This window comes from Pseudomonas sp. SED1 (assembly GCF_034044025.1).
Lineage (GTDB): Bacteria > Pseudomonadota > Gammaproteobacteria > Pseudomonadales > Pseudomonadaceae > Aquipseudomonas.
Genome location: NZ_JAXCIS010000232.1, coordinates 1 through 18,574, shown reverse-complemented (window position 1 = coordinate 18,574; position 18,574 = coordinate 1). Strand labels below are relative to the sequence as shown.

The following is an 18,574-nucleotide window of genomic DNA, read 5'->3' as shown; positions in this document are numbered from 1 at the left end:
TGATAGAATCCGTCCACTTGACGCCTTGAGGGATACCCATGAACGAGCCGATTCGCCTGACCCAATACAGCCACGGTGCTGGTTGCGGTTGCAAAATCTCACCTCAGGTACTGGAAGTGATCCTCGCCGGCAGTGGCGCGCAGAACCTCGACCCCAAGCTTTGGGTCGGCAACGCCTCCCGCGATGATGCCGCTGTATATGCCATCGACGACGAGCGCGGCGTGGTGTCTACCACCGATTTTTTCATGCCGATTGTCGATGATCCCTTCGACTTCGGCCGTATTGCTGCCACCAACGCCATCAGCGATATCTACGCCATGGGCGGCGATCCGTTGATGGCCATCGCGATTCTCGGCTGGCCGGTCAACGTGCTGGCCCCGGAAATTGCCCGGGAAGTGATTCGCGGCGGTCGCTCCGTGTGTGACGCTGCCGGGATTCCCCTGGCCGGTGGCCACTCCATCGACGCCCCCGAGCCGATCTTCGGCCTGGCCGTCACCGGGCTGGTGGAAAAGCGCCACATGAAGCGCAACGACACCGCCACCGCCGGTTGTCAGCTGTACCTGACCAAACCCTTGGGTATCGGCATCCTCACCACCGCCGAAAAGAAGGGCAAGTTGCGCGAGGCTGACATCGGCCTGGCCCGTGACTGGATGTGCACCCTCAACAAACCCGGCAGCCGGTTTGGCAAGCTGGCCGGTGTCACAGCCATGACCGACGTCACCGGTTTTGGGCTGTTGGGCCATCTGGTGGAAATGGCCGACGGCAGCCAGCTAACGGCCCGCATCGAATACGAAAAAGTCCCACGCCTGCCCGGGGTTGAGTACTACCTGGAGCAGGGCTGCGTGCCCGGCGGCACCTTGCGCAACTTCGACAGCTACGCCAGCAAGCTGGGGCGCCTGAACGAACTGCACAAACGCGTGCTGTGCGACCCGCAAACCAGCGGCGGCCTGCTGGTGGCGGTCACGCCCGAAGGCAATGCCGAATTCCTCGCCGTGGCGGCGGAACTGGGCCTTAACCTTCAGCCGATCGGCGAACTGGTTGAGCGACAGACCAACGCGGTAGAGGTGTTCTGATGCCAATCGACATCACCGATTACCGCGACATCTTTCTCAACGACCGGCCGATGATGGATACCCGCGCGCCGATCGAGTTCATCAAAGGCGCGTTTCCCGGGGTGATCAACTTGCCGTTGATGACCGACGATGAGCGCGAACGGGTGGGCACCTGTTACAAGCAGCAAGGCCAGCAGGCGGCCATTGTTCTCGGTCACGAACTGGTGTCCGGGGCGGTGAAGGCGCAACGTATCGAACACTGGGCGCGCTTCGCCCAGGCCAATCCTGATGGTTTGCTGTACTGCTTTCGCGGCGGAATGCGTTCGCAGATTGCCCAGCAATGGTTGAAAACCGAGGCGGGTATCGACTATCCGCGAGTGGGCGGTGGCTACAAAGCCATGCGAACCTTCCTGCTCGACACCGTTGAAAGCGCCACTGCGCAATGCGACTTCGTGTTGCTGGGCGGCATGACCGGCACCGGCAAGACCGAAGTGCTCGGCCAGTTGAACAATGCCCTGGACCTGGAAGGCCACGCCAACCATCGCGGTTCCAGCTTCGGCAAGCGCGCCACGGCGCAACCCTCCAACATCGACTTCGAAAACCGCCTGGCCGTGGACCTGCTGAAAAAGCGTGCCGCCGGTATCGAGCAGTTCGTGGTCGAGGATGAGAGCCGCATGATCGGCAGTTGCGCGCTGCCATTGCCCTTGCACAAGGGCATGCAGGGCTTCCCGATGGTCTGGCTCGAAGACAGCGTTGAAGGCCGCGTGGAGCGCATCCTGAAGGATTACGTGGTGGACCTTTGCGCCGAGTTTGTCGCGGTGTTTGGCGACACTGGCCAGGAACTGTTTGCCGAACGCCTGACCCAGAGCCTGGGCAATATCCACAAGCGCCTGGGCGGCGAGCGCTTTGCGCGGTTGCACGCGATCATGCAGGACGCGTTGGCGGAGCAAGCTCGCAGCGGTGCGGTGGAGTTGCACCGCGGCTGGATTGAAGGGTTGTTGCGTGAGTATTACGACCCGATGTACGCCTTTCAGCGGGAAAGCAAAGGTGCGCGCATCGAGTTTGCGGGAGAGCAAGCGGCGGTGGTGGAGTATTTCCGGGACAGGCTCGCTCGGCGTAAGTAATTGATGGAGTTGGCCGGCCCTTTCGCGAGCAAGCCCGCTCCCGCATTCGACCGCATTCCTACAGGATAAACGCGGTCAAATGTGGGAGCGGGCTTGCTCGCGAAGAGGCCCTCGAACTCACCCACTCACTACAGGATAAACGCCCCGATCAGGCCACACACCACACCCATCAGCATGGTCAAGCCGGCCACAGTCACCAGCACCCGCGCATCGAAGTCCTTGCGCAGCATCAGCAGCGACGGCAGGCTCACGCTCGGCAGGGTCATCAGCAACGCCACGGCCGGGCCGGTGCCCATGCCGAGGGTCATCATGGTTTGCACAATCGGAATTTCGGCGGCCGTCGGGATCACAAACAACGTGCCGACAATCGCCAGCGGCACCAGCCACACCAGGCTGTTGGCCATGGCGCCGTCAACGTGGGGAAACAGCCAGACCCGCGCCGCGCCGAGGATCAGCACTGCCAGGATGTACACCGGAATCGTGCTCCAGAACAGCTGCCACAGGGTGCGCAGCCAGCGGCTCAGGAACGGTTCGGTTTCGGTATGGCTGGCCTGGGCCACCGCGTCCAGCGCCGCTTCAGGCACCTGCTCCGGCCGCGCAATACGCTGCGCCACCAGCGACACACCCACCACCAGCACGATCCCGGCCACCAACCGCAGCGCGGTAAAGCCCCAGCCCAGCACAAAGCCCATGAACACCAGGGTTGCCGGGTTCAGCACCGGGTTGGCAATCCAGAACGCCAGCGCCGCGCCGACCGACACCTGTTGGCGGCGCATGCCGGCGGCCACTGGTGCGGCGCAGCAACTGCACATCATCCCCGGCAAGGCGAACAGCCCACCGCGCAGGGTGGAGCCCAGCCCGGCACGACCAAACAGGCGCAACAGCCAGTCCCGCGGGATCAGCACTTGCAGCAATGAGCCAAGAATGACCGCCAGCACGGCGGCTTTCCAGATCGCCAGGAAATACACCTGGGCATAGGCCAATGCGGCGGCCAGTGGCGCGCTTTGCTGGTCATTGAGAATCGACGCGCCGATGCTGTGGTTGTCTGCCGCAATAAACGCCTTGGCGTAGTAGGGCGACCACTTCACGTAGTAGAGGCCGATGCAGGCCACCAGCAGGAACAGCGCTGGTTTCCACCAGAAGGACCAGCCCCGGGCAGGCTGGGTGGAGGAGAGGTTGGACATGTGGATGATCCGCAGCTGAGTCAATAGCGCAGCATCATACGCTGTGGCACTCAGATATCGGCGCTAACCTGCGTTGCATCCGGGCAACTCTTCTCGCCGTTGTCCAGCCCTTGCTTGTAATTGCGGCTCAGCAGCGTGGCCTTGCCGTTGTGCCAGGTCAGCGTCAGCACGTACAAGGTGTCGAAATCACTGCCGGACCAATCGTCGGTAATCACATGTTTTTCGCCTACCGCTTCACTGGCCACCTTGTTGATCAACTCCGGCAGGTAGCCGTGGGACCAGGCGGTGTAGATCACGGCGTTGTGGTACTTGTCTTCCACCAGCTCATCGGCGAGGGCGCTGGTGTCATTGGCCGAGAACTTGATGTTCACCGGCAACCCGAGCTTGATGGCGCTGGGGCTGATGGTCATCAGCGGGCGGATGTAGCTGTATGAGTTGTCTTTCTCGCCTTCCTCGACATTGCGGGTTGGGTTGGCGGCAAACACAAAGTCAGCCTTGCCGAATTTTTCCGGCAGGACGCTGGCCAGGTTCATCGCGCGGTTCAAACCCTGGCAATTGAGCTGGCCGAGGCCGCCGGCGGGTTTTTCGGCGTGGCGCAGGAACACCAGGGTTTGCACGCCGTCGACCTGCTGGGCGCGGCTGATTCTGGATTCCAGGGTCAGGCCGACCGCGGTGCCTACCAGTAATACCGGCAGTAGGATGTAGGAGTAGCGTTTCAGGCGTTTCGCAAGGCACAGAGGCTTGATAGTCATTGAGGCTCGAGTCTTCGTGCAGCGGGTTAAGGCGGACAAGCCAGGTGTTCCGTGTCGTGAAAGTGGCTTCCTTGGGGGCGCACTTAAGAGTGCGCCCGGGCACTTTGGTTCGTTCCGGGTGGACAATGGGGCGGCATCCCTGCCGATTGCAGGAGATTAACCGGCGGATGTTGCGGATTTAAGTCGGGTGCACGCCGACCGTTCAGCCACTACTATCAGGGTTTTAACAGGGCTTTTGCGATGAACTCACTGACAGACTTTCCCATCACCGCCAAATGGCCGGCCCGGCATCCCGAGCGCCTGCAGCTCTATTCCTTGCCGACGCCCAACGGGGTGAAGGTGTCGATCATGCTGGAGGAGCTCGGGTTGCCTTACGAGGCGCATAAGGTCAGCTTCGAGACCCAGGACCAGCTGTCCGCCGAATTCATGTCGCTGAACCCCAACAACAAGATCCCGGCGATCATCGACCCCAATGGCCCCGGCGGCCAGGCGCTGGGCTTGTTCGAATCGGGCGCGATCCTGATCTACCTTGCCGAAAAGAGCGGCGAGTTGCTGCCCGAAGACCCGGCGATGCGTTATGAGACGATCCAGTGGCTGATGTTCCAGATGGCCGGTATCGGGCCGATGTTTGGCCAGGTTGGGTTCTTCAACAAATTCGCCGGCGCGGCCTACGAGGACAAACGTCCGCGTGACCGCTACGTCGCCGAGGCGCGCCGCTTGCTGGAGGTTCTGGAAAAGCGCCTGCTGGGCCGCACCTGGATCATGGGCGACGAGTACAGCATCGCTGACATCGCCACCTTTCCGTGGGTTCGCAACCTGATTGGCTTCTACGAGTCCGGCGACCTGGTAGGCATCACCGACTTCCCGAACGTGCTGCGGGCGCTGGACGGGTTCGTCGCCCGGCCTGCGGTGATCCGTGGCTTGAACATCCCGGCATAAGGACCTGCATGCCTTCCTTCGACTTCAAACAGCTCGACGTCTTCAGCAACGTGGCCTTAAAGGGCAACCCGCTGGCGGTGGTGCTGGGCGCCGACAGCCTGAGCGACCAGCAAATGGCGGATTTCGCCAACTGGACCAACCTCAGTGAGACCACGTTCTTGCTCAAGCCCCGTGATCCACGGGCGGACTACCGCGTAAGAATCTTCACCACCCTGCAGGAACTGCCGTTTGCCGGCCATCCGACCCTCGGCAGTTGCCATGCCTGGTTGCAGGCCGGCGGCCAACCTGCAGGCGAAGAGATCATCCAGGAGTGTGAGATTGGCCTGGTGCGCATCCGCCGCCAGGGAGATGAACTGGCGTTTATTGCGCCACCACTGCTGCGCTCCGGCCCGCTGGAGAGCGAGTTGGTTGAGCGCGTGCGGCGGGGGCTGGGCCTTGGCCCCGGGGCGGTTGTGCGTAGCCAGTGGGTGGATAACGGCGCAGGTTGGCTGGCGGTCATGCTGGAGGATCGCGAGCAGGTACTGGCGCTGCATCCGGATTACTCGCAGTTGCAGGGTCTGGCCGTGGGCGTGATCGCCCCGTGGAACCCCGGGCGGGACGGTGACGAGGCGCAATTTGAAGTGCGGGCCTTCATTGCCGGCGACGGTGCCCCGGAAGACCCGGCCACCGGCAGCCTGAACGCCGGTGTCGCCCAGTGGTTGCTCGGCGAAGGCCTGGCGCCCAGCCGCTATGTGGTCAGCCAGGGCACCGCCATAGGCCGCGCCGGGCGAATCCACGTCGAACAGAGCGGCGAGGAAATCTGGGTCGGCGGCGCGGTGGCCGTTTGCATTGACGGGCGTGTACAGCTCTAGATCAATGCAATTGTTACCGGGCCTGCAATAAACTGTTCCGCACTTGGCGTTTGTGCTCTGCGGTGCACGAGGCATAAGCTTTCGCCCCAACGTTTTTTCGTCCTGCCTTTTTCAGGAGCATCAATGTCCAGCCAGTTCCCCGAAGCCCGTCCACGCCGCCTGCGCCGCTCTCCAGAGTTGCGTGGCCTGTTCCAGGAAAGCGAATTCACCCTCAATGACCTGGTGCTGCCGATCTTCGTTGAAGAAGAAATCGACGACTTCGTACCGATCACCAGCATGCCCGGGGTGCAGCGCATTCCCGAGTCGAAACTGGCCGGTGAGATCGAGCGCTATGCGAAAGCCGGGATCAAGTCGGTGATGACCTTCGGTGTGTCCCATCACCTTGACGCCTCCGGCAGCGACACCTGGCAAGAGCGTGGCCTGGTCTCGCGCATGTCCTCGATCATCAAGGATGCGGTGCCGGAAATGATTGTGATGTCCGACACCTGTTTCTGCGAGTACACCGACCACGGCCATTGCGGCGTGATGCACGGCGCTGAGGTCGACAATGACCGCACCCTGGTCAACCTCGGCAAGCAAGCCGTGGCCGCCGCCCGCGCCGGTGCCGATGTGATTGCGCCATCCGCCGCAATGGACGGACAGGTCCAGGCCATTCGCCGCGCGTTGGATGAAGCAGGCTTCAGCCATATTCCGATCATGGCCTATTCCACCAAGTTCGCCTCGGCCCTCTACGGCCCGTTCCGCGAAGCCGGCGGCAGCGCGCTCAAGGGCGACCGCAAGAGCTATCAGATGAACCCGATGAACCGCCGCGAAGCGGTGCGCGAGTCGTTGCTGGATGAGCAGGAAGGCGCGGATGCGCTGATGGTCAAGCCGGCCGGCGCGTACCTGGACATCATCCGCGACATCCGCGAAGCCTCGCGTTTGCCGGTGGCGGCGTACCAGGTGAGCGGCGAGTACGCGATGATCAAGTTCGGTGCCCAGGCAGGCGCGATCGATGAAGCCCGCGTGGTTCGGGAAACCCTGGGATCGATCAAGCGCGCTGGTGCGGACTTGATCTTCACCTACTTTGCGATGGACCTGGCACTCGCCGGGATCTAAGTAACCTGTGGCGAGGGAGCTTGCTCCCGCTGGACTGCGTAGCAGGCCCATTTTCAGGGCCGCTGCGCGCCCCAGCGGGAGCAAGCTCCCTCGCCACAAGAAGTCTGTTCGCGGCTGCTTGCAACTTAGCGCTGGGCAAACGCCAGGTTCAGCCCCAACCCCGCAAACGCCGCCGCAAAACTGCGGCGCAGCCAGTTTTGTACGCGTGGTGATTCGATCACTGCGCGGCGGAATACATTGGCCAGCAGGCCATAAATCACAAACACCGCAAACGTCATCGCCATGAACACACTGCTCAGCAACAGCATTTGCAGGGCGGGTGCGCTCGCGCCCGGGGTGACGAATTGCGGCAGGAACGCCAGGAAGAAAATCGTCAGCTTGGGGTTCAGGATATTCAGCAACAGGCCCCGCACCATCAGGCTGCGGGCGCTGGCAATCGTCGGTGTGTCGTTCATGGCAAAGGCCGAGCGGTCGCGCCAGGTGGCGTAGGCGAGGTACAGCAAGTAGGCGGCGCCGGCATACTTCAGGGCTTCGAACGCCAGGGCACTGGTGTGCAGCAGGGCGGACAGGCCAAGTACCGAGGCCAACAAGTGCGGGACGATCCCGGCGGTGCAGCCCAGCGCGGCGAACACACTGGCGCGCTTGCCGGCGGTCAGCCCGGTGGACACCGTGAAGATGACGCCGGTGCCGGGAATCAGCACGACGATCAGGCAGGTGATCAGAAAGTTCAGGCTAAGCATGGCATCCAAACTCCTTGTAGGAACGACGGGTGCCTGATCCTTTCACGTCCTGGTTTTTTTGGCGAGAGCAGCAGGTCGGCGAACCCCGGTTAGACTTACCGGTCGATATCTGCCAAGACTGGCCCATCGTCACCCAAGGAAGCCCCATGCATTCATCTCGCCTGATCCTGTGCCTCACCACCTTGCTGGTGCTGGCCGGCTGCTCCAGCCAGCGCACCCAGCAATTGCCCGAGCGCAGCGAAGCCGAGGTAAAGGCGCAGATCGTGCGGCTGATGCCGGCCAGCGTGCCGGACCGCAACGGCTGGGCCCAAGACATCTACACCGCCTTCAACACGCAGAAAATCTACCCCGGTACGGAAAACATCTGCGCGGTATTGGCCGTGACCGAGCAGGAATCCACCTATCAGGTCGACCCGCCGGTACCGAACATGGGCAAGATCGCCCAGGACGAAATCCTGCGCCGCGCCGCTAAAGTCCATGTGCCGGCGGTGCTGGTGCGCACGGCACTGCAACTGCGCTCGCCCACCGGCAAGTCCTACGCCGAGCGCTTGAGCGCTGCGCGTACCGAGCGGGATTTGAGTGGGATCTTTGACGACTTCATCAGCGTCGTGCCCTTGGGCAAGACGCTGTTTGGCGGCTTCAACCCGGTGCATACCGCAGGCCCTATGCAGGTCAGCATCGACTTCGCACAGAAGCAGGCGCGGGATTATCCCTACACCGTGGATGGCAGCATCCGTCGGGAAGTATTTACCCGCCGCGGCGGCATGTACTTTGGCATCACCCATTTGCTGGGCTACCCGGTGAATTACGACCAGATGCTGTACCGCTTCGCCGATTTCAATGCGGGTTGGTATGCCAGCCGCAATGCGGCTTTCCAGGCGGCGGTCAGCCGGGTCTCGGGTACCACGCTGGCGCTGGACGGTGATTTGATCAACTACGGCTCGTTCCTGCCAGGCACCACCGAGCTGGCAGTGCGCTCACTGGGCAATGCGCTGGACATGCGCAACCCGAGCATCCGCAGCCAGCTGGAGCAGGGCGAGCGCCTGGATTTTGAAGACACCACCCTGTACCAGCGTGTGTTCGCCCTGGCCGACAAGGCCGCCGGCAAACCGGTGCCGCGAGCCATCCTGCCGGGCATCGTGCTGAAGAGTCCGAAGATCACCCGCAACCTCACCACCGCCTGGTTTGCCAAGCGCGTGGATGAGCGTTATCAGCGTTGCATGAAGCGTTAGGGGCGACGCTTGACCAACTTGCGCCACAGCCACACCCACAGCCACAACACCGGGAAGGCCAGGATCACGAACGGCAGTACATAGCTGGCGCGCTCCAGGGCGTCGGCGGTGCCGTCCACCAGGTTTTCGCCCAGGTTGCTGAACATGCGGCTCAGGCGTGACTGCTGTTGCAGGCCGTCGGAGGTGCTGAAATTCAGGGTCACGCGGTTGGTGTCCAGGCGACGCTTTTGGCCTGCGGCGGCCTGGGCCAGCTCCTGCAGGTCGTTTTCGATATTCGCCTGCTCCTTGCTCAAGGTGATCAGGTCGCCCACGGTGATGTCCTTGCGCTTGGCCAGTTCATCCAGGCGCTGCTGCTGGGCCAGCAACCGCTCCTGACGACGCTGCACATCGGCGACTGCATCGGCCAGGTCTTCGGCAGTGGTGATCCGCTGCCCCAGCTTGCCGCCTTCGGCCGCCATGGCCACTAACGGTTCAACGCCGGCAGGTGCAATGCGCAGCACCATCTGGCCGCCGTCGCTGTCTTGCTTGATACCGAGAATATTGCACGCGCCGAACCGCGCCGACTCGCAGGCTTCGCGGGTGGCCTGCATGCGCGGTGCGAGCAGGGCGACGGGCAGCGACAGGCTCAGCTCATGCTCGTAGGCCAGTTGCGCCCCGGCCTTGCCTTGTTCGCCGCTGATGACCGTGGCTTCGGAATGGCCTTTGGGCGAGCAGCCGGCCAAGACCAGCAGCATCAGTAGCAGAGAGGTTTTGCCGTCCGGGTGGCGCATTGCAGTTCCTTGAGGTGTGCAAAAGTGGCGATTAAACCGGGTCCGGCGGATTAACGCAAAGCATCGTGAAGGATTTGCAGCGCTGATCTTGATAGTCGTCGCCCAAGGGCTGGGGTACACCTCAAGGCTCATTCCAGGGAAGAATCCGCCATGACTGCCCATGTTATCCCCGAAGGTTTTGTCCCGTTGTCTCGCAGCAGCCCTTTGTTAGACCTGCTGGGCCCGGTGTACTGCCGTGGTGAAGGGGTGGAGCTGGAGATTGGCCTGCGTGCGGACAACCGCCATGCCAATGGGCGCGGCACCGTGCATGGCGGCGTGTTGGCCACCCTGGCGGATGTGGGGATGGGCTACGCCATGGCCTTTTCCAGTGAGCCGCCGCTGCCGTTGATCACGGCGAGCATGACTCTGGATTATCTCGGCGCGGTGCAGGTGGGGGAGTGGATCGAGGTGCGGTTGGAACACCACAAGCGTGGGCGGCAGATGGCATTTGCCACGGTCAGCGTGCAGGTCGGGGAAAAGGTGGTAGTGCGGGCAAATGCGGTGTTTGCGGTGCCCCAGGTGCGGGACTGACCGATCGCAGTCCTGTGGCGAGGGGGCTTGTCCCCCGTTGGGCCGCGCAGCGGCCCCTGAACCCCGCGCTGAAGTTCTACCTGAAACACCGAGGTCAATGTATTGGGGCTGCTGCGCGGCCCAACGGGGGACAAGCCCCCTCGCCACAGTCGGGCCTTCTACCTGTTGCTCTGGGAAATCAGCTGCGCTCGAGCGCCAGTGCTACACCCTGACCGCCACCAATGCACAGTGTGGCCAGGCCTTTCTTGGCGTCGCGCTTGATCATTTCATGCAGCAGGGTCACCAGCACGCGGCAGCCTGATGCACCAATCGGGTGGCCGATGGCAATCGCGCCGCCATTGACGTTGACCTTCGACGCGTCCCACTCCAGCTCTTTGCCCACCGCCAGTGACTGCGCGGCGAAGGCTTCGTTGGCTTCGATCAGGTCCAGGTCGCCCAGGCTCCAGCCGGCCTTGTCCAGGCAGCGGCGGGTGGCCGATACCGGGCCAATGCCCATGATCGCGGGATCGACGCCGGCGTTGGCGTAGCTGGCGATGCGTGCCAGTACCGGCAGGCCCAGGGCCTTGGCTTTGTCCGCACTCATCAACAGCACTGCAGCCGCACCGTCGTTGAGGCTGGACGCATTGCCGGCGGTGACGGTGCCGTCTTTCTTGAAGGCCGGCTTGAGCTTGGCCAGGGATTCAGCGGTGGTGCCGGCGCGTGGTTGTTCGTCCACGGTGAAGGCCACCGGGTCGCCCTTGCGCTGGGGAATCAGGATCGGCGTGATCTCATCGTTGAAACGCCCGGCCTCAATCGCTGCGGTGGCTTTTTGCTGGGAGGCGGCGGCGAAGGCGTCCTGGGCTTCACGGCTGATGCCGTACTTGTCCACCAGGTTCTCGGCGGTGATGCCCATGTGGTAGTCGTTGAACGCGTCCCACAGGCCGTCGGTGATCATGCTGTCGATCATTTTCGCATGGCCCATGCGCAGGCCGGTGCGGGCGGCCGGCAATACGTACGGGGCCAGGCTCATGTTCTCCATGCCGCCGGCGATGATCACCTCGGCGTCACCGCAACGGATCGCTTGTGCGCCGAGGTGCAGGGCCTTGAGGCCCGAGCCGCAGACCTTGTTCAGGGTCAGTGCCGGTACGGCGTGGGGCAGGCCGGCGAGGATCGAGGCCTGGCGGGCCGGGTTCTGGCCGCTGCCGGCGGTGAGCACCTGGCCAAGGATCACTTCGTCCACCAGCGCAGGGTCGATGCCGGTTTGCTCCAGCAGGCGACGGATCACCGCAGCCCCCAGCTCCGGGGCCGGGATGCTCGCCAGCGAACCTTGAAAGCTGCCCACGGCGGTGCGGGTGGCAGCAACAATCACGACGTCTTGCATGGAATCTGTCCTCACTGGAAATGCATTTCTGGAACGTGGTCCGGGACGATCAGTTTACCGGCTGTCTTGCTGACGATCTCTTCAACACTGACGCCAGGTGCGCGTTCCTTGAGGACAAAAGCGCCATTTTCGATTTCCAGGTAAGCCAGGTCCGTCAGCACACGCTTGATGCAGTTGGCACCGGTCAGCGGCAGGCTGCATTGGCTCAGCAACTTGGATTCACCGTCCTTGGACGCGTGGGTCATGATCACGATGATGTTCTCGGCACCGGCCACCAGGTCCATCGCGCCGCCCATGCCCTTGACCAGCTTGCCGGGGATCATCCACGAGGCGATGTTGCCTTGCACGTCGACTTCAAACGCGCCAAGCACGGTCAGGTCGACGTGGCCGCCGCGAATCATCGCGAAGGACTCGGCCGAGGAGAAGATCGACGCGCCAATGCGGGCGGTGACGGTCTGTTTGCCGGCGTTGATCATGTCGGCATCGATGGTTTCTTCAGTCGGAAACGGACCCATGCCCAGCAGGCCGTTTTCCGACTGCAGCATCACTTCCATGCCTTCGGGGATGTAGTTGGCTACCAGGGTCGGAATGCCGATACCGAGGTTGACGTAGAAACCGTCCTGCATTTCGCGGGCGACGCGTTGAGCCATTTGTTCGCGGGTAAGAGCCATTGTTTGTCTCCTTATTATTTGGGCTGGTGGATTATTTGCGGAGGGTGCGCTGTTCGATGCGCTTCTCGAAGGTGCCGCAAATGATCCGGTCGACGTAGATCCCTGGGGTATGGATATGCGCCGGGTCCAGCTCGCCCGGTTCGACGATTTCTTCGACTTCGACCACGGTGATCTTGCCGGCAGTGGCCGCCAGCGGGTTGAAGTTCTGGGCGGTGTGGCGGTAGATCACGTTGCCGAAGTGGTCGGCTTTCCAGCCTTTGACGATGGCGAAGTCGCCGGTGATGGATTCTTCCATCAGGTACGGGCGACCGTTGAATTCGCGGGTTTCCTTGCCTTCGGCGACTGGCGTGCCGACGCCGGTGGCGGTGAAGAACGCCGGGATGCCGGCACCGCCTGCGCGCAGTTTTTCGGCGAGGGTGCCTTGGGGGGTCAGGACCACTTCGATTTCGCCGCTGAGCAGTTGCTTCTCGAACAGCGCGTTTTCACCGACGTAGGACGCAAAGACCTTGCTGATCTGCTTGCCTTCCAGCAGCAAGCCCAGGCCGAAACCGTCGACGCCGCAGTTGTTGGAAACCACGGTGAGGTTGCGGGTGCCTTTGCGCTTGATTTCCGCGATAAGGTTTTCCGGGATGCCGCACAGGCCAAAACCTCCGGCCAGCACCGTCATGCCATCTTCCAGGCCTGCCAGCGCCTCTTCATAGGACGCTACGCGTTTATCAAAACCTGCCATATGCACCTCTTTTATTGTTTGTGGGCCAGCCATATGAGCCGAGTGTTGCGCCGACGGATTGATTTGTTAAGTTGTTTTTTAAGGTTGATTGATTTAAAAAACAGCATAGTCGTCAGCCATCGGGAGAAGCTTCATGACAGTTAAACAGATGCGCGCCTTTCTTGCCGTGGCCCAGACCCTCAGCTTTGCGGCGGCCTGTGAGCGTTTGCATCTTTCCCAGTCGGCCTTGAGCCTGACCATCAAAGGGCTGGAGGAAGGCCTCGGCGGGCGCTTGTTCAGCCGCAATACACGCAATGTCGCGCTGACCCCCGAAGGTGAATCCCTGCTGCCCCTGGCCCGGCGCCTGATCGCCGATTGGGACAATGCCGAGGATGAGTTGCGCCAGCGTTTCACCTTGCAGCGCGGGCGGGTGACGGTGGCAGCGATGCCGTCGTTTGCCGGGAACCTGCTGCCGCCGATCCTGAAGATTTTTCGGGCGCGCTATCCCCACGTCAACGTGACGGTCAATGACGTGATCAACGAGCAGGTGCTGGAAATGGTCCGGGATCGCCAGGTGGAACTGGGCGTGGCGTTTGAGCCTACGGAAAGCTCGTCGCTCGTGTTTACCCCGCTGTATGTGGATCGCTTTGTCGCGGTAGTGCCCGGTGACTCGGCGTTGGCGCGCCGGTCCGATATCGACTGGCACACCCTGCTGGAACAACCCTTCATCACCTTGCAGCGCCCCTCCACGGTGCGGGTGATGCTTGAAGAACACCTGAAGGCGCTCGACATGAAGCTGCCCGTGGCCCTGGAGAGTCATCAACTGGCGACGGTGGGCAAGATGGTTGCCAGTGGCTTGGGTGTCAGTGCGGTGCCGGCGCTGTGTGCGCGACAAATGCAGGAGGCAGGTGCCCACTGCATCACCTTGAGCGATCCGGTGATTGAACGGCCGATTGGTGTATTGACCAAGCCCGGTCACGAACTTTCGGCGGCGGCCCAGGCCATGTTTGATATCTTTCGCGATGAAGCAGGGAAGGGGCGTTTTCCAGCTTTGCTGTAATAACAGCCGGCCATAAAAAAGCCTGCTCGTTTAAGCGAGCAGGCTCAAGTAATCAGTGCGTAGTTATCAGCAGTATCTGTCGATCACTTTAACTTGCGAATGGCCTTTAAGGTTCTGCCATTCGGTATTAAGCGTGTGAAAGACCTGCTCGATAAAGTTGCGATCGGCGGCGGCTTTCTTGCCGACATAACCCTGGCCGCGGCGGTACATCTTCAGGCGCGCTGCCAGTTCACGGTTATTCTTGTCGAACTCTTCTTCCACGGTATGGGGCGCCAGGCAGTCAATATGGACCTGGCCCGATTTACCAATCCAGAGGATATGGTCGTCGAGCGTGTCTTTCTGCGCTGCGAACATCTCAGCCAATTCATCGATAGTTGGTTGGTTGTTCAGATTCATGTGTAAGCCCCTTGACCAGTTGGCGATCTTTAGTTGATCCGTTAAAACTACTCAGTTGTCTCCGGCTCAGAAAACCGGGCGTCAGCGACTGTCTGCCGAATACGGGCAGGGTCTTGAACCGATGCATGTAGTCTTGCTGATGAACTGCTACGCAATGGTTTCATAACGAAGACAAGCAGCGTTTGAGCTCCTTGTACCGATCCTTTCGGGCCGGTCAGCTTCATCAATCTGCCTTGTGGGCAGTGCACATCCGGAAAAAACAGCTCGGCGGTCAGACGAGCTTGTTCAAAACGCTTGTTACCAACGCTCCCGATCCGGGAGACGCTTGAATCATGCAATTACAAAATGGTTAAGTCAACGATTATGTAGTGATTATTTTTGAGCACTACATAAATCCCCGTGGGACGGGGATGAGAGCGGAAACCGTGACTTGAGCGTCATTTTCTGGAAGTCGAGTCGGGTATGAAAACTGTAGGAGCGAGCTTGCTCGCGAAGATATCGTCAACGATAACGCGGGGCTTCTGAGAGTCAGCGGGGCCCTCAGGTTTTTCGCGAGCAAGCTCGCTCCTACAGGAGGTGCTCCACCAACAACGGCAGCAGGCGCTCGCAGGAGGCTTCGATCTTGAGTTGCAGCAACTCATCGCCCCGTGTCTTGCCCAGATTGATGGCAATCACGGGCTTGCCCTGCTCAACCATCGCCTTGCACAACCGAAACGCTGAATACGCCATCAACGACGAACCCACCACCAGCAAGCCTTCTGCTTCGTCCACGGCCGCCATCGCCTTGGCGGCGGTGCCCTGGGCGACGTTCTCGCCGAAAAACACCACATCCGGTTTCAACCGTTGCCCGCCACAATGGGGGCAGCGGGGCACCTGGAAGCGTCCTTCAAAGGCCGGGTCCAGCAGGGTGTCACCGTCCGGCGCCTGAACCGCGTCCACCCCTGCCAGGTACGGATTCTCAGCTTCCATCTGGCGCTGGATCAGATCCCGTTCGCTGGTCTGCTGGCAATCCAGGCACAGCACCCGGTGCAGGCTGCCGTGGAGTTCGATCACGTCATGGCTGCCGGCCTGGTCGTGCAGGGTGTCGACGTTCTGGGTGATAAGCCCGGTAATGCGCTGGCGCTGCTGCAAGCTGGCCAGTGCGATATGCGCAGCGTTCGGCTGTGCGACACGCACCCTCGGCCAGCCGAGCATCGCCCGAGCCCAGTAGCGGCGGCGTGCTTCCGGGGTCGCGAGGAACTCCTGGTACATCATCGGCGCCTTGCCCCGGCGCACGCCTTCGCTGTCCCGGTAGTCGGGAATGCCCGAAGAGGTGCTGATACCCGCACCCGTCAGTACCAGGAAGCGCCGTTCGGCCATGGCCCGGTGCAAGGTAACGAGGTGGTCATCGACCTGATGTTGCAGGGTATCGAGCATGGGTTCCCCAATGATTATTCGCCGCGAATGTACTGCTCCAGCTGTTTGATCAGGTCGGCCTGTTCGGCAATGGCTTCCTTGACCAGGTCGCCGATGGACAGCAAGCCAAGCAACTCGCCGTTCTCCACCACAGGCAGATGCCGCAGATGTCGGTCAGTCATGATAGTCATGCAGGTCTCGACAGTCTGGTGAGTGTCGACGGTGATCACCGGCGAATTCATGATCTCGTGGGCTTTGGTCGCCACCGAAGACAATCCATGGAGGATGACCTTACGGGCATAGTCTCGTTCACTGATGATGCCCACCACCTTCCCGTCCTGGAGCACTGGCAAGGCCCCGACGTTTTTCGAAGCCATCACGATCAAGGCCTCAAATACCGTATGGTCGTGGGGGATGGTGTGGACTTGCTGGTTTTGCTGGTCTTTGGACTTCAGCACTTGGGCAACGGTTTTCATGGAGGCCACTCCGGTGTTGTTATTGTTGGGAGGTTAGCAGGCCCTACAGAATCCTGGATGACCTGCAGCAGGGCAAGGTCCAAAGCGGCATACATCCCGTCGAAAAACGTCATTGACGCGACTTTTCAGTGCCTCTCAGCCTTTGTTTGCCGGTTTCGCCGCCCGCTTCGGGCTGGTGGCTGTCTTGCGCTTGGCCGGTTTGCGTTTGTTTTTCCACGGTGCAGCGCCACGTCCTGCCGGGCTGGCCGGGCCGCTGATGGTCAGGCGCATGCCGGTGCAGCGGGTGACTTGCTTGCTCATCCACGCCGCCTGTTTGGCGACGAATTCTTCCAGGCTCATCTCTCCGCTTTGCACCATGTCCAGTGCTTGCTCCCAAATGGCCGTGGTGCCGGGGTCGGCGATTGCCCGTGGCACCGCATCGATCAGGCTGAACGCGGCAGGCGTTGCCGACAGCGCCTTGCCGTTTTTCACCAGGTAACCGCGATCCAGCAGGCCTTGGATAATCCCGGCGCGGGTGGCTTCGGTGCCGATCCCGGTGGTGTCCTTGAGCTTTTGCTTGAGCAGCGGGTCTTCCACCAGCTTGGCGACGTTTTTCATCGCCTTGATCAAGTCGCCTTCGGTGAAGGGCTTGGGCGGCTGGGTCCACAGGTCCTTGAGGTTGACCTTGGCCACGGCGTAATCCTGGCCTTGAACCAATTTTGGCAAGGACTGCGGCGCAGGTACTTCACGGCCTTTGGCCGGTGCCAATGCTTCCGGCAATGCGCGTTTCCAGCCAGGCTCCACGATGACTTTGCCGACAGCCCGCAAGGCTTCACCGGCGCAGTCGAAATCGGCCTGGGTACGGTCGTACTCGTGGTTGGGCAGGAACTGCGCGAGGTAGCGGGCACGAATCAAGGTGTAGACGGCGCGATGCTTGCCGGTCAGTTGCCCGACATCCTTGCCGGCGCCGGTGGGAATGATGCCGTGGTGTGCGCTGACCTTGGCGTCGTTCCAGGCCCGTGAGCGCCGTTGTGGGTCCATGTGCGGCATCAACGCGTTCACTGCTGGATCGGCCCGGCCCAGCGCCGCGAGAATTTTCGGCGCGTCGCCGTGCTGGCTAAGGGGCAGGTAGCCGCAATCGCTGCGCGGGTAAGTAATCACTTTGTGGGTTTCGTAGAGCGACTGCGCAACATCCAGGGTTTCCTGAGCGCCGAGGCCGAGTTTTTTCGAGCAGATTTCCTGCAAGGTGCCGAGGTCGAAGGGCAGGGGCGCCACGTCGCGCATCCGTTCGGTACGCAGTTTGATCAGGCGCGCACTGGCGGCGTTGCTCATGGCGTTGGCGGCGTCCCGGGCGACTTGAGGATTGAGGCAGCGGCCCTGATCATCACAGGCGTCTTCGGTTGCGCGCCATTGCGCAGTGAAGGTGATGTTGTCGTGGAGCAAATCCACATCGATGGCCCAATAAGCGACGGGTACAAAGTCGGCAATGCTGCGGTCCCGGTCTACCACCAAGCGCAGGGTCGGGGTTTGCACCCGACCTACCGGCAACACGCCCTGATAACCGGACTGTTGGCCCAGCAGGGTAAACAGGCGGCTCATGTTCATCCCGATCAGCCAGTCGGCGCGGGAGCGGCCAAGGGCCGAATGGTAGAGGCTGAAGGTTTCCGCACCGGGCTTCAATGAGGACAGGGCCTTGCGGATCGATGCATCATCGAGTGCCGAGAGCCACAGCCGTTGGATGGGGCCGCGATAACGGCAGTGCTCCACCAGTTCCCGGGCGATCATCTCGCCCTCGCGGTCGGCATCGGTGGCGATTACCAATTCCTGGGCTTCCCCCAGCAGGCGCTTGACTGCCTTGAACTGGCTGGCGGTCTTGGGCTTGACCAGCATCTTCCACTTCTCGGGGATGATTGGCAGGTCGGCCAGCACCCAGCGCTTGTACTTGGCGTCGTAGCTGTCGGGCGGGGCGGTTTCCAGCAGGTGGCCGATGCACCAGGTCACGGTAACGCCTGAACCCAGCCAACAACCGTCGCCACGCCGGGTCGCGCCGAGCACGGCGGCGATATCCTTGGCCTGGGACGGTTTTTCACAGAGGAACAGCCGCATGGTCACCACATTCGCTACGAAATTGAATGGGGAGCAGGATGGGCAATAAATCAGAATTGGGCAACTTTTATCTGGATGGATATACAGCAATTTGTGTGTCTGGTGCTAAA

Annotated in this window: 19 protein-coding genes; 8 read left to right on the top strand and 11 right to left on the bottom strand. The window is 61.6% G+C overall.

The genetic code is table 11. From position 1 onward, the window contains the following. Positions 1-38: 38 nt before the first annotated feature. Both selD and mnmH read left to right on the top strand, forming a co-directional pair. The gene (selD, locus tag SNL23_RS29805) at positions 39-1,073 is read left to right on the top strand and encodes a selenide, water dikinase SelD (protein WP_076016876.1); all 1,035 of its coding nucleotides are present in this window, start codon (positions 39-41) and stop codon (positions 1,071-1,073) included. Continuing rightward, positions 1,073-2,176 (top strand): tRNA 2-selenouridine(34) synthase MnmH, encoded by a 1,104-nt coding sequence (gene mnmH, locus SNL23_RS29800; protein ID WP_318304540.1) that lies wholly within the window; start codon positions 1,073-1,075, stop codon positions 2,174-2,176. Before selD ends, mnmH begins: the two co-directional genes overlap by 1 nt. Before the next feature lie 128 nt (positions 2,177-2,304). Here the strand turns inward: mnmH and SNL23_RS29795 are convergent, their stop codons facing one another. Further along, positions 2,305-3,360 carry a permease gene (locus tag SNL23_RS29795; RefSeq protein ID WP_167663293.1) on the bottom strand — a complete coding sequence of 352 codons (1,056 nt, stop codon included), beginning with the start codon at positions 3,358-3,360 and terminating at the stop codon, positions 2,305-2,307. Positions 3,361-3,410: 50 nt separating this feature from the next. Next, on the bottom strand, positions 3,411-4,112 hold the full coding sequence (locus SNL23_RS29790) for a histidine phosphatase family protein (protein ID WP_076016879.1): 702 nt from the start codon (positions 4,110-4,112) through the stop codon (positions 3,411-3,413). Positions 4,113-4,352: 240 nt separating this feature from the next. Between SNL23_RS29790 and SNL23_RS29785 the strand changes: the two genes are divergently transcribed. The 3 genes from SNL23_RS29785 to hemB all read left to right on the top strand — a co-directional run bounded on the left by SNL23_RS29785 (position 4,353) and on the right by hemB (position 7,000). Continuing rightward, complete coding sequence (locus tag SNL23_RS29785) at positions 4,353-5,051, top strand: glutathione S-transferase N-terminal domain-containing protein (protein WP_076016880.1); 699 nt, start codon at positions 4,353-4,355, stop codon at positions 5,049-5,051. Positions 5,052-5,059: 8 nt separating this feature from the next. Then, positions 5,060-5,902 carry a PhzF family phenazine biosynthesis protein gene (locus tag SNL23_RS29780; protein WP_318304539.1) on the top strand — a complete coding sequence of 281 codons (843 nt, stop codon included), beginning with the start codon at positions 5,060-5,062 and terminating at the stop codon, positions 5,900-5,902. A 123-nt stretch (positions 5,903-6,025) separates the two neighbouring features. Beyond that, on the top strand, positions 6,026-7,000 hold the full coding sequence (hemB, locus tag SNL23_RS29775; RefSeq protein ID WP_003211635.1) for a porphobilinogen synthase: 975 nt from the start codon (positions 6,026-6,028) through the stop codon (positions 6,998-7,000). Positions 7,001-7,125: 125 nt separating this feature from the next. Here the strand turns inward: hemB and SNL23_RS29770 are convergent, their stop codons facing one another. Next, complete coding sequence (locus SNL23_RS29770) at positions 7,126-7,740, bottom strand: LysE family translocator (protein WP_076016883.1); 615 nt, start codon at positions 7,738-7,740, stop codon at positions 7,126-7,128. Between the two features lie 146 nt (positions 7,741-7,886). Between SNL23_RS29770 and SNL23_RS29765 the strand changes: the two genes are divergently transcribed. Then, positions 7,887-8,972, top strand: coding sequence for a DUF1615 domain-containing protein (locus SNL23_RS29765; protein WP_318304538.1), 1,086 nt, complete (start codon positions 7,887-7,889; stop codon positions 8,970-8,972). Here the strand turns inward: SNL23_RS29765 and SNL23_RS29760 are convergent. Next, entirely contained in the window at positions 8,969-9,742 is a 774-nt protein-coding gene (locus SNL23_RS29760; RefSeq protein WP_167663289.1) for a DUF4349 domain-containing protein, read from the bottom strand. The two genes, SNL23_RS29765 and SNL23_RS29760, sit on opposite strands and share 4 nt — an antisense overlap. A gap of 150 nt (positions 9,743-9,892) precedes the next feature. Here SNL23_RS29760 and SNL23_RS29755 point away from each other — a divergent pair, with 150 nt between their 5' ends. Beyond that, entirely contained in the window at positions 9,893-10,312 is a 420-nt protein-coding gene (locus SNL23_RS29755) for a PaaI family thioesterase (RefSeq protein ID WP_318304536.1), read from the top strand. Positions 10,313-10,490: 178 nt separating this feature from the next. Here SNL23_RS29755 and SNL23_RS29750 read toward each other — a convergent pair whose 3' ends face one another. The 3 genes from SNL23_RS29750 to SNL23_RS29740 are packed head-to-tail and all read right to left on the bottom strand — an operon-like array spanning position 10,491 to position 13,073. Then, positions 10,491-11,672: an acetyl-CoA C-acetyltransferase gene (locus SNL23_RS29750; protein WP_318304535.1), complete on the bottom strand. Its 1,182-nt coding sequence runs from the start codon at positions 11,670-11,672 to the stop codon at positions 10,491-10,493. Between the two features lie 11 nt (positions 11,673-11,683). Beyond that, positions 11,684-12,343: a CoA transferase subunit B gene (locus SNL23_RS29745; RefSeq protein ID WP_003211625.1), complete on the bottom strand. Its 660-nt coding sequence runs from the start codon at positions 12,341-12,343 to the stop codon at positions 11,684-11,686. A 31-nt stretch (positions 12,344-12,374) separates the two neighbouring features. Then, entirely contained in the window at positions 12,375-13,073 is a 699-nt protein-coding gene (locus tag SNL23_RS29740) for a CoA transferase subunit A (protein ID WP_063031241.1), read from the bottom strand. Positions 13,074-13,206: 133 nt separating this feature from the next. Between SNL23_RS29740 and SNL23_RS29735 the strand changes: the two genes are divergently transcribed. Then, positions 13,207-14,112 carry a LysR family transcriptional regulator gene (locus tag SNL23_RS29735; protein ID WP_318304534.1) on the top strand — a complete coding sequence of 302 codons (906 nt, stop codon included), beginning with the start codon at positions 13,207-13,209 and terminating at the stop codon, positions 14,110-14,112. Positions 14,113-14,178: 66 nt separating this feature from the next. Here SNL23_RS29735 and SNL23_RS29730 read toward each other — a convergent pair whose 3' ends face one another. The 4 genes from SNL23_RS29730 to SNL23_RS29715 all read right to left on the bottom strand — a co-directional run bounded on the left by SNL23_RS29730 (position 14,179) and on the right by SNL23_RS29715 (position 18,464). Further along, a complete protein-coding gene (locus SNL23_RS29730; protein ID WP_076016889.1) occupies positions 14,179-14,508 on the bottom strand; it encodes a hypothetical protein in 330 nt (109 codons plus the stop codon). Between the two features lie 567 nt (positions 14,509-15,075). Then, complete coding sequence (locus SNL23_RS29725; protein WP_167663286.1) at positions 15,076-15,924, bottom strand: NAD-dependent protein deacetylase; 849 nt, start codon at positions 15,922-15,924, stop codon at positions 15,076-15,078. Between the two features lie 14 nt (positions 15,925-15,938). Further along, positions 15,939-16,379 (bottom strand): CBS domain-containing protein, encoded by a 441-nt coding sequence (locus tag SNL23_RS29720; RefSeq protein WP_010172262.1) that lies wholly within the window; start codon positions 16,377-16,379, stop codon positions 15,939-15,941. A 135-nt stretch (positions 16,380-16,514) separates the two neighbouring features. Beyond that, the gene (locus SNL23_RS29715; protein WP_167663285.1) at positions 16,515-18,464 is read right to left on the bottom strand and encodes a DNA topoisomerase III; all 1,950 of its coding nucleotides are present in this window, start codon (positions 18,462-18,464) and stop codon (positions 16,515-16,517) included. Positions 18,465-18,574 lie beyond the last annotated feature (110 nt).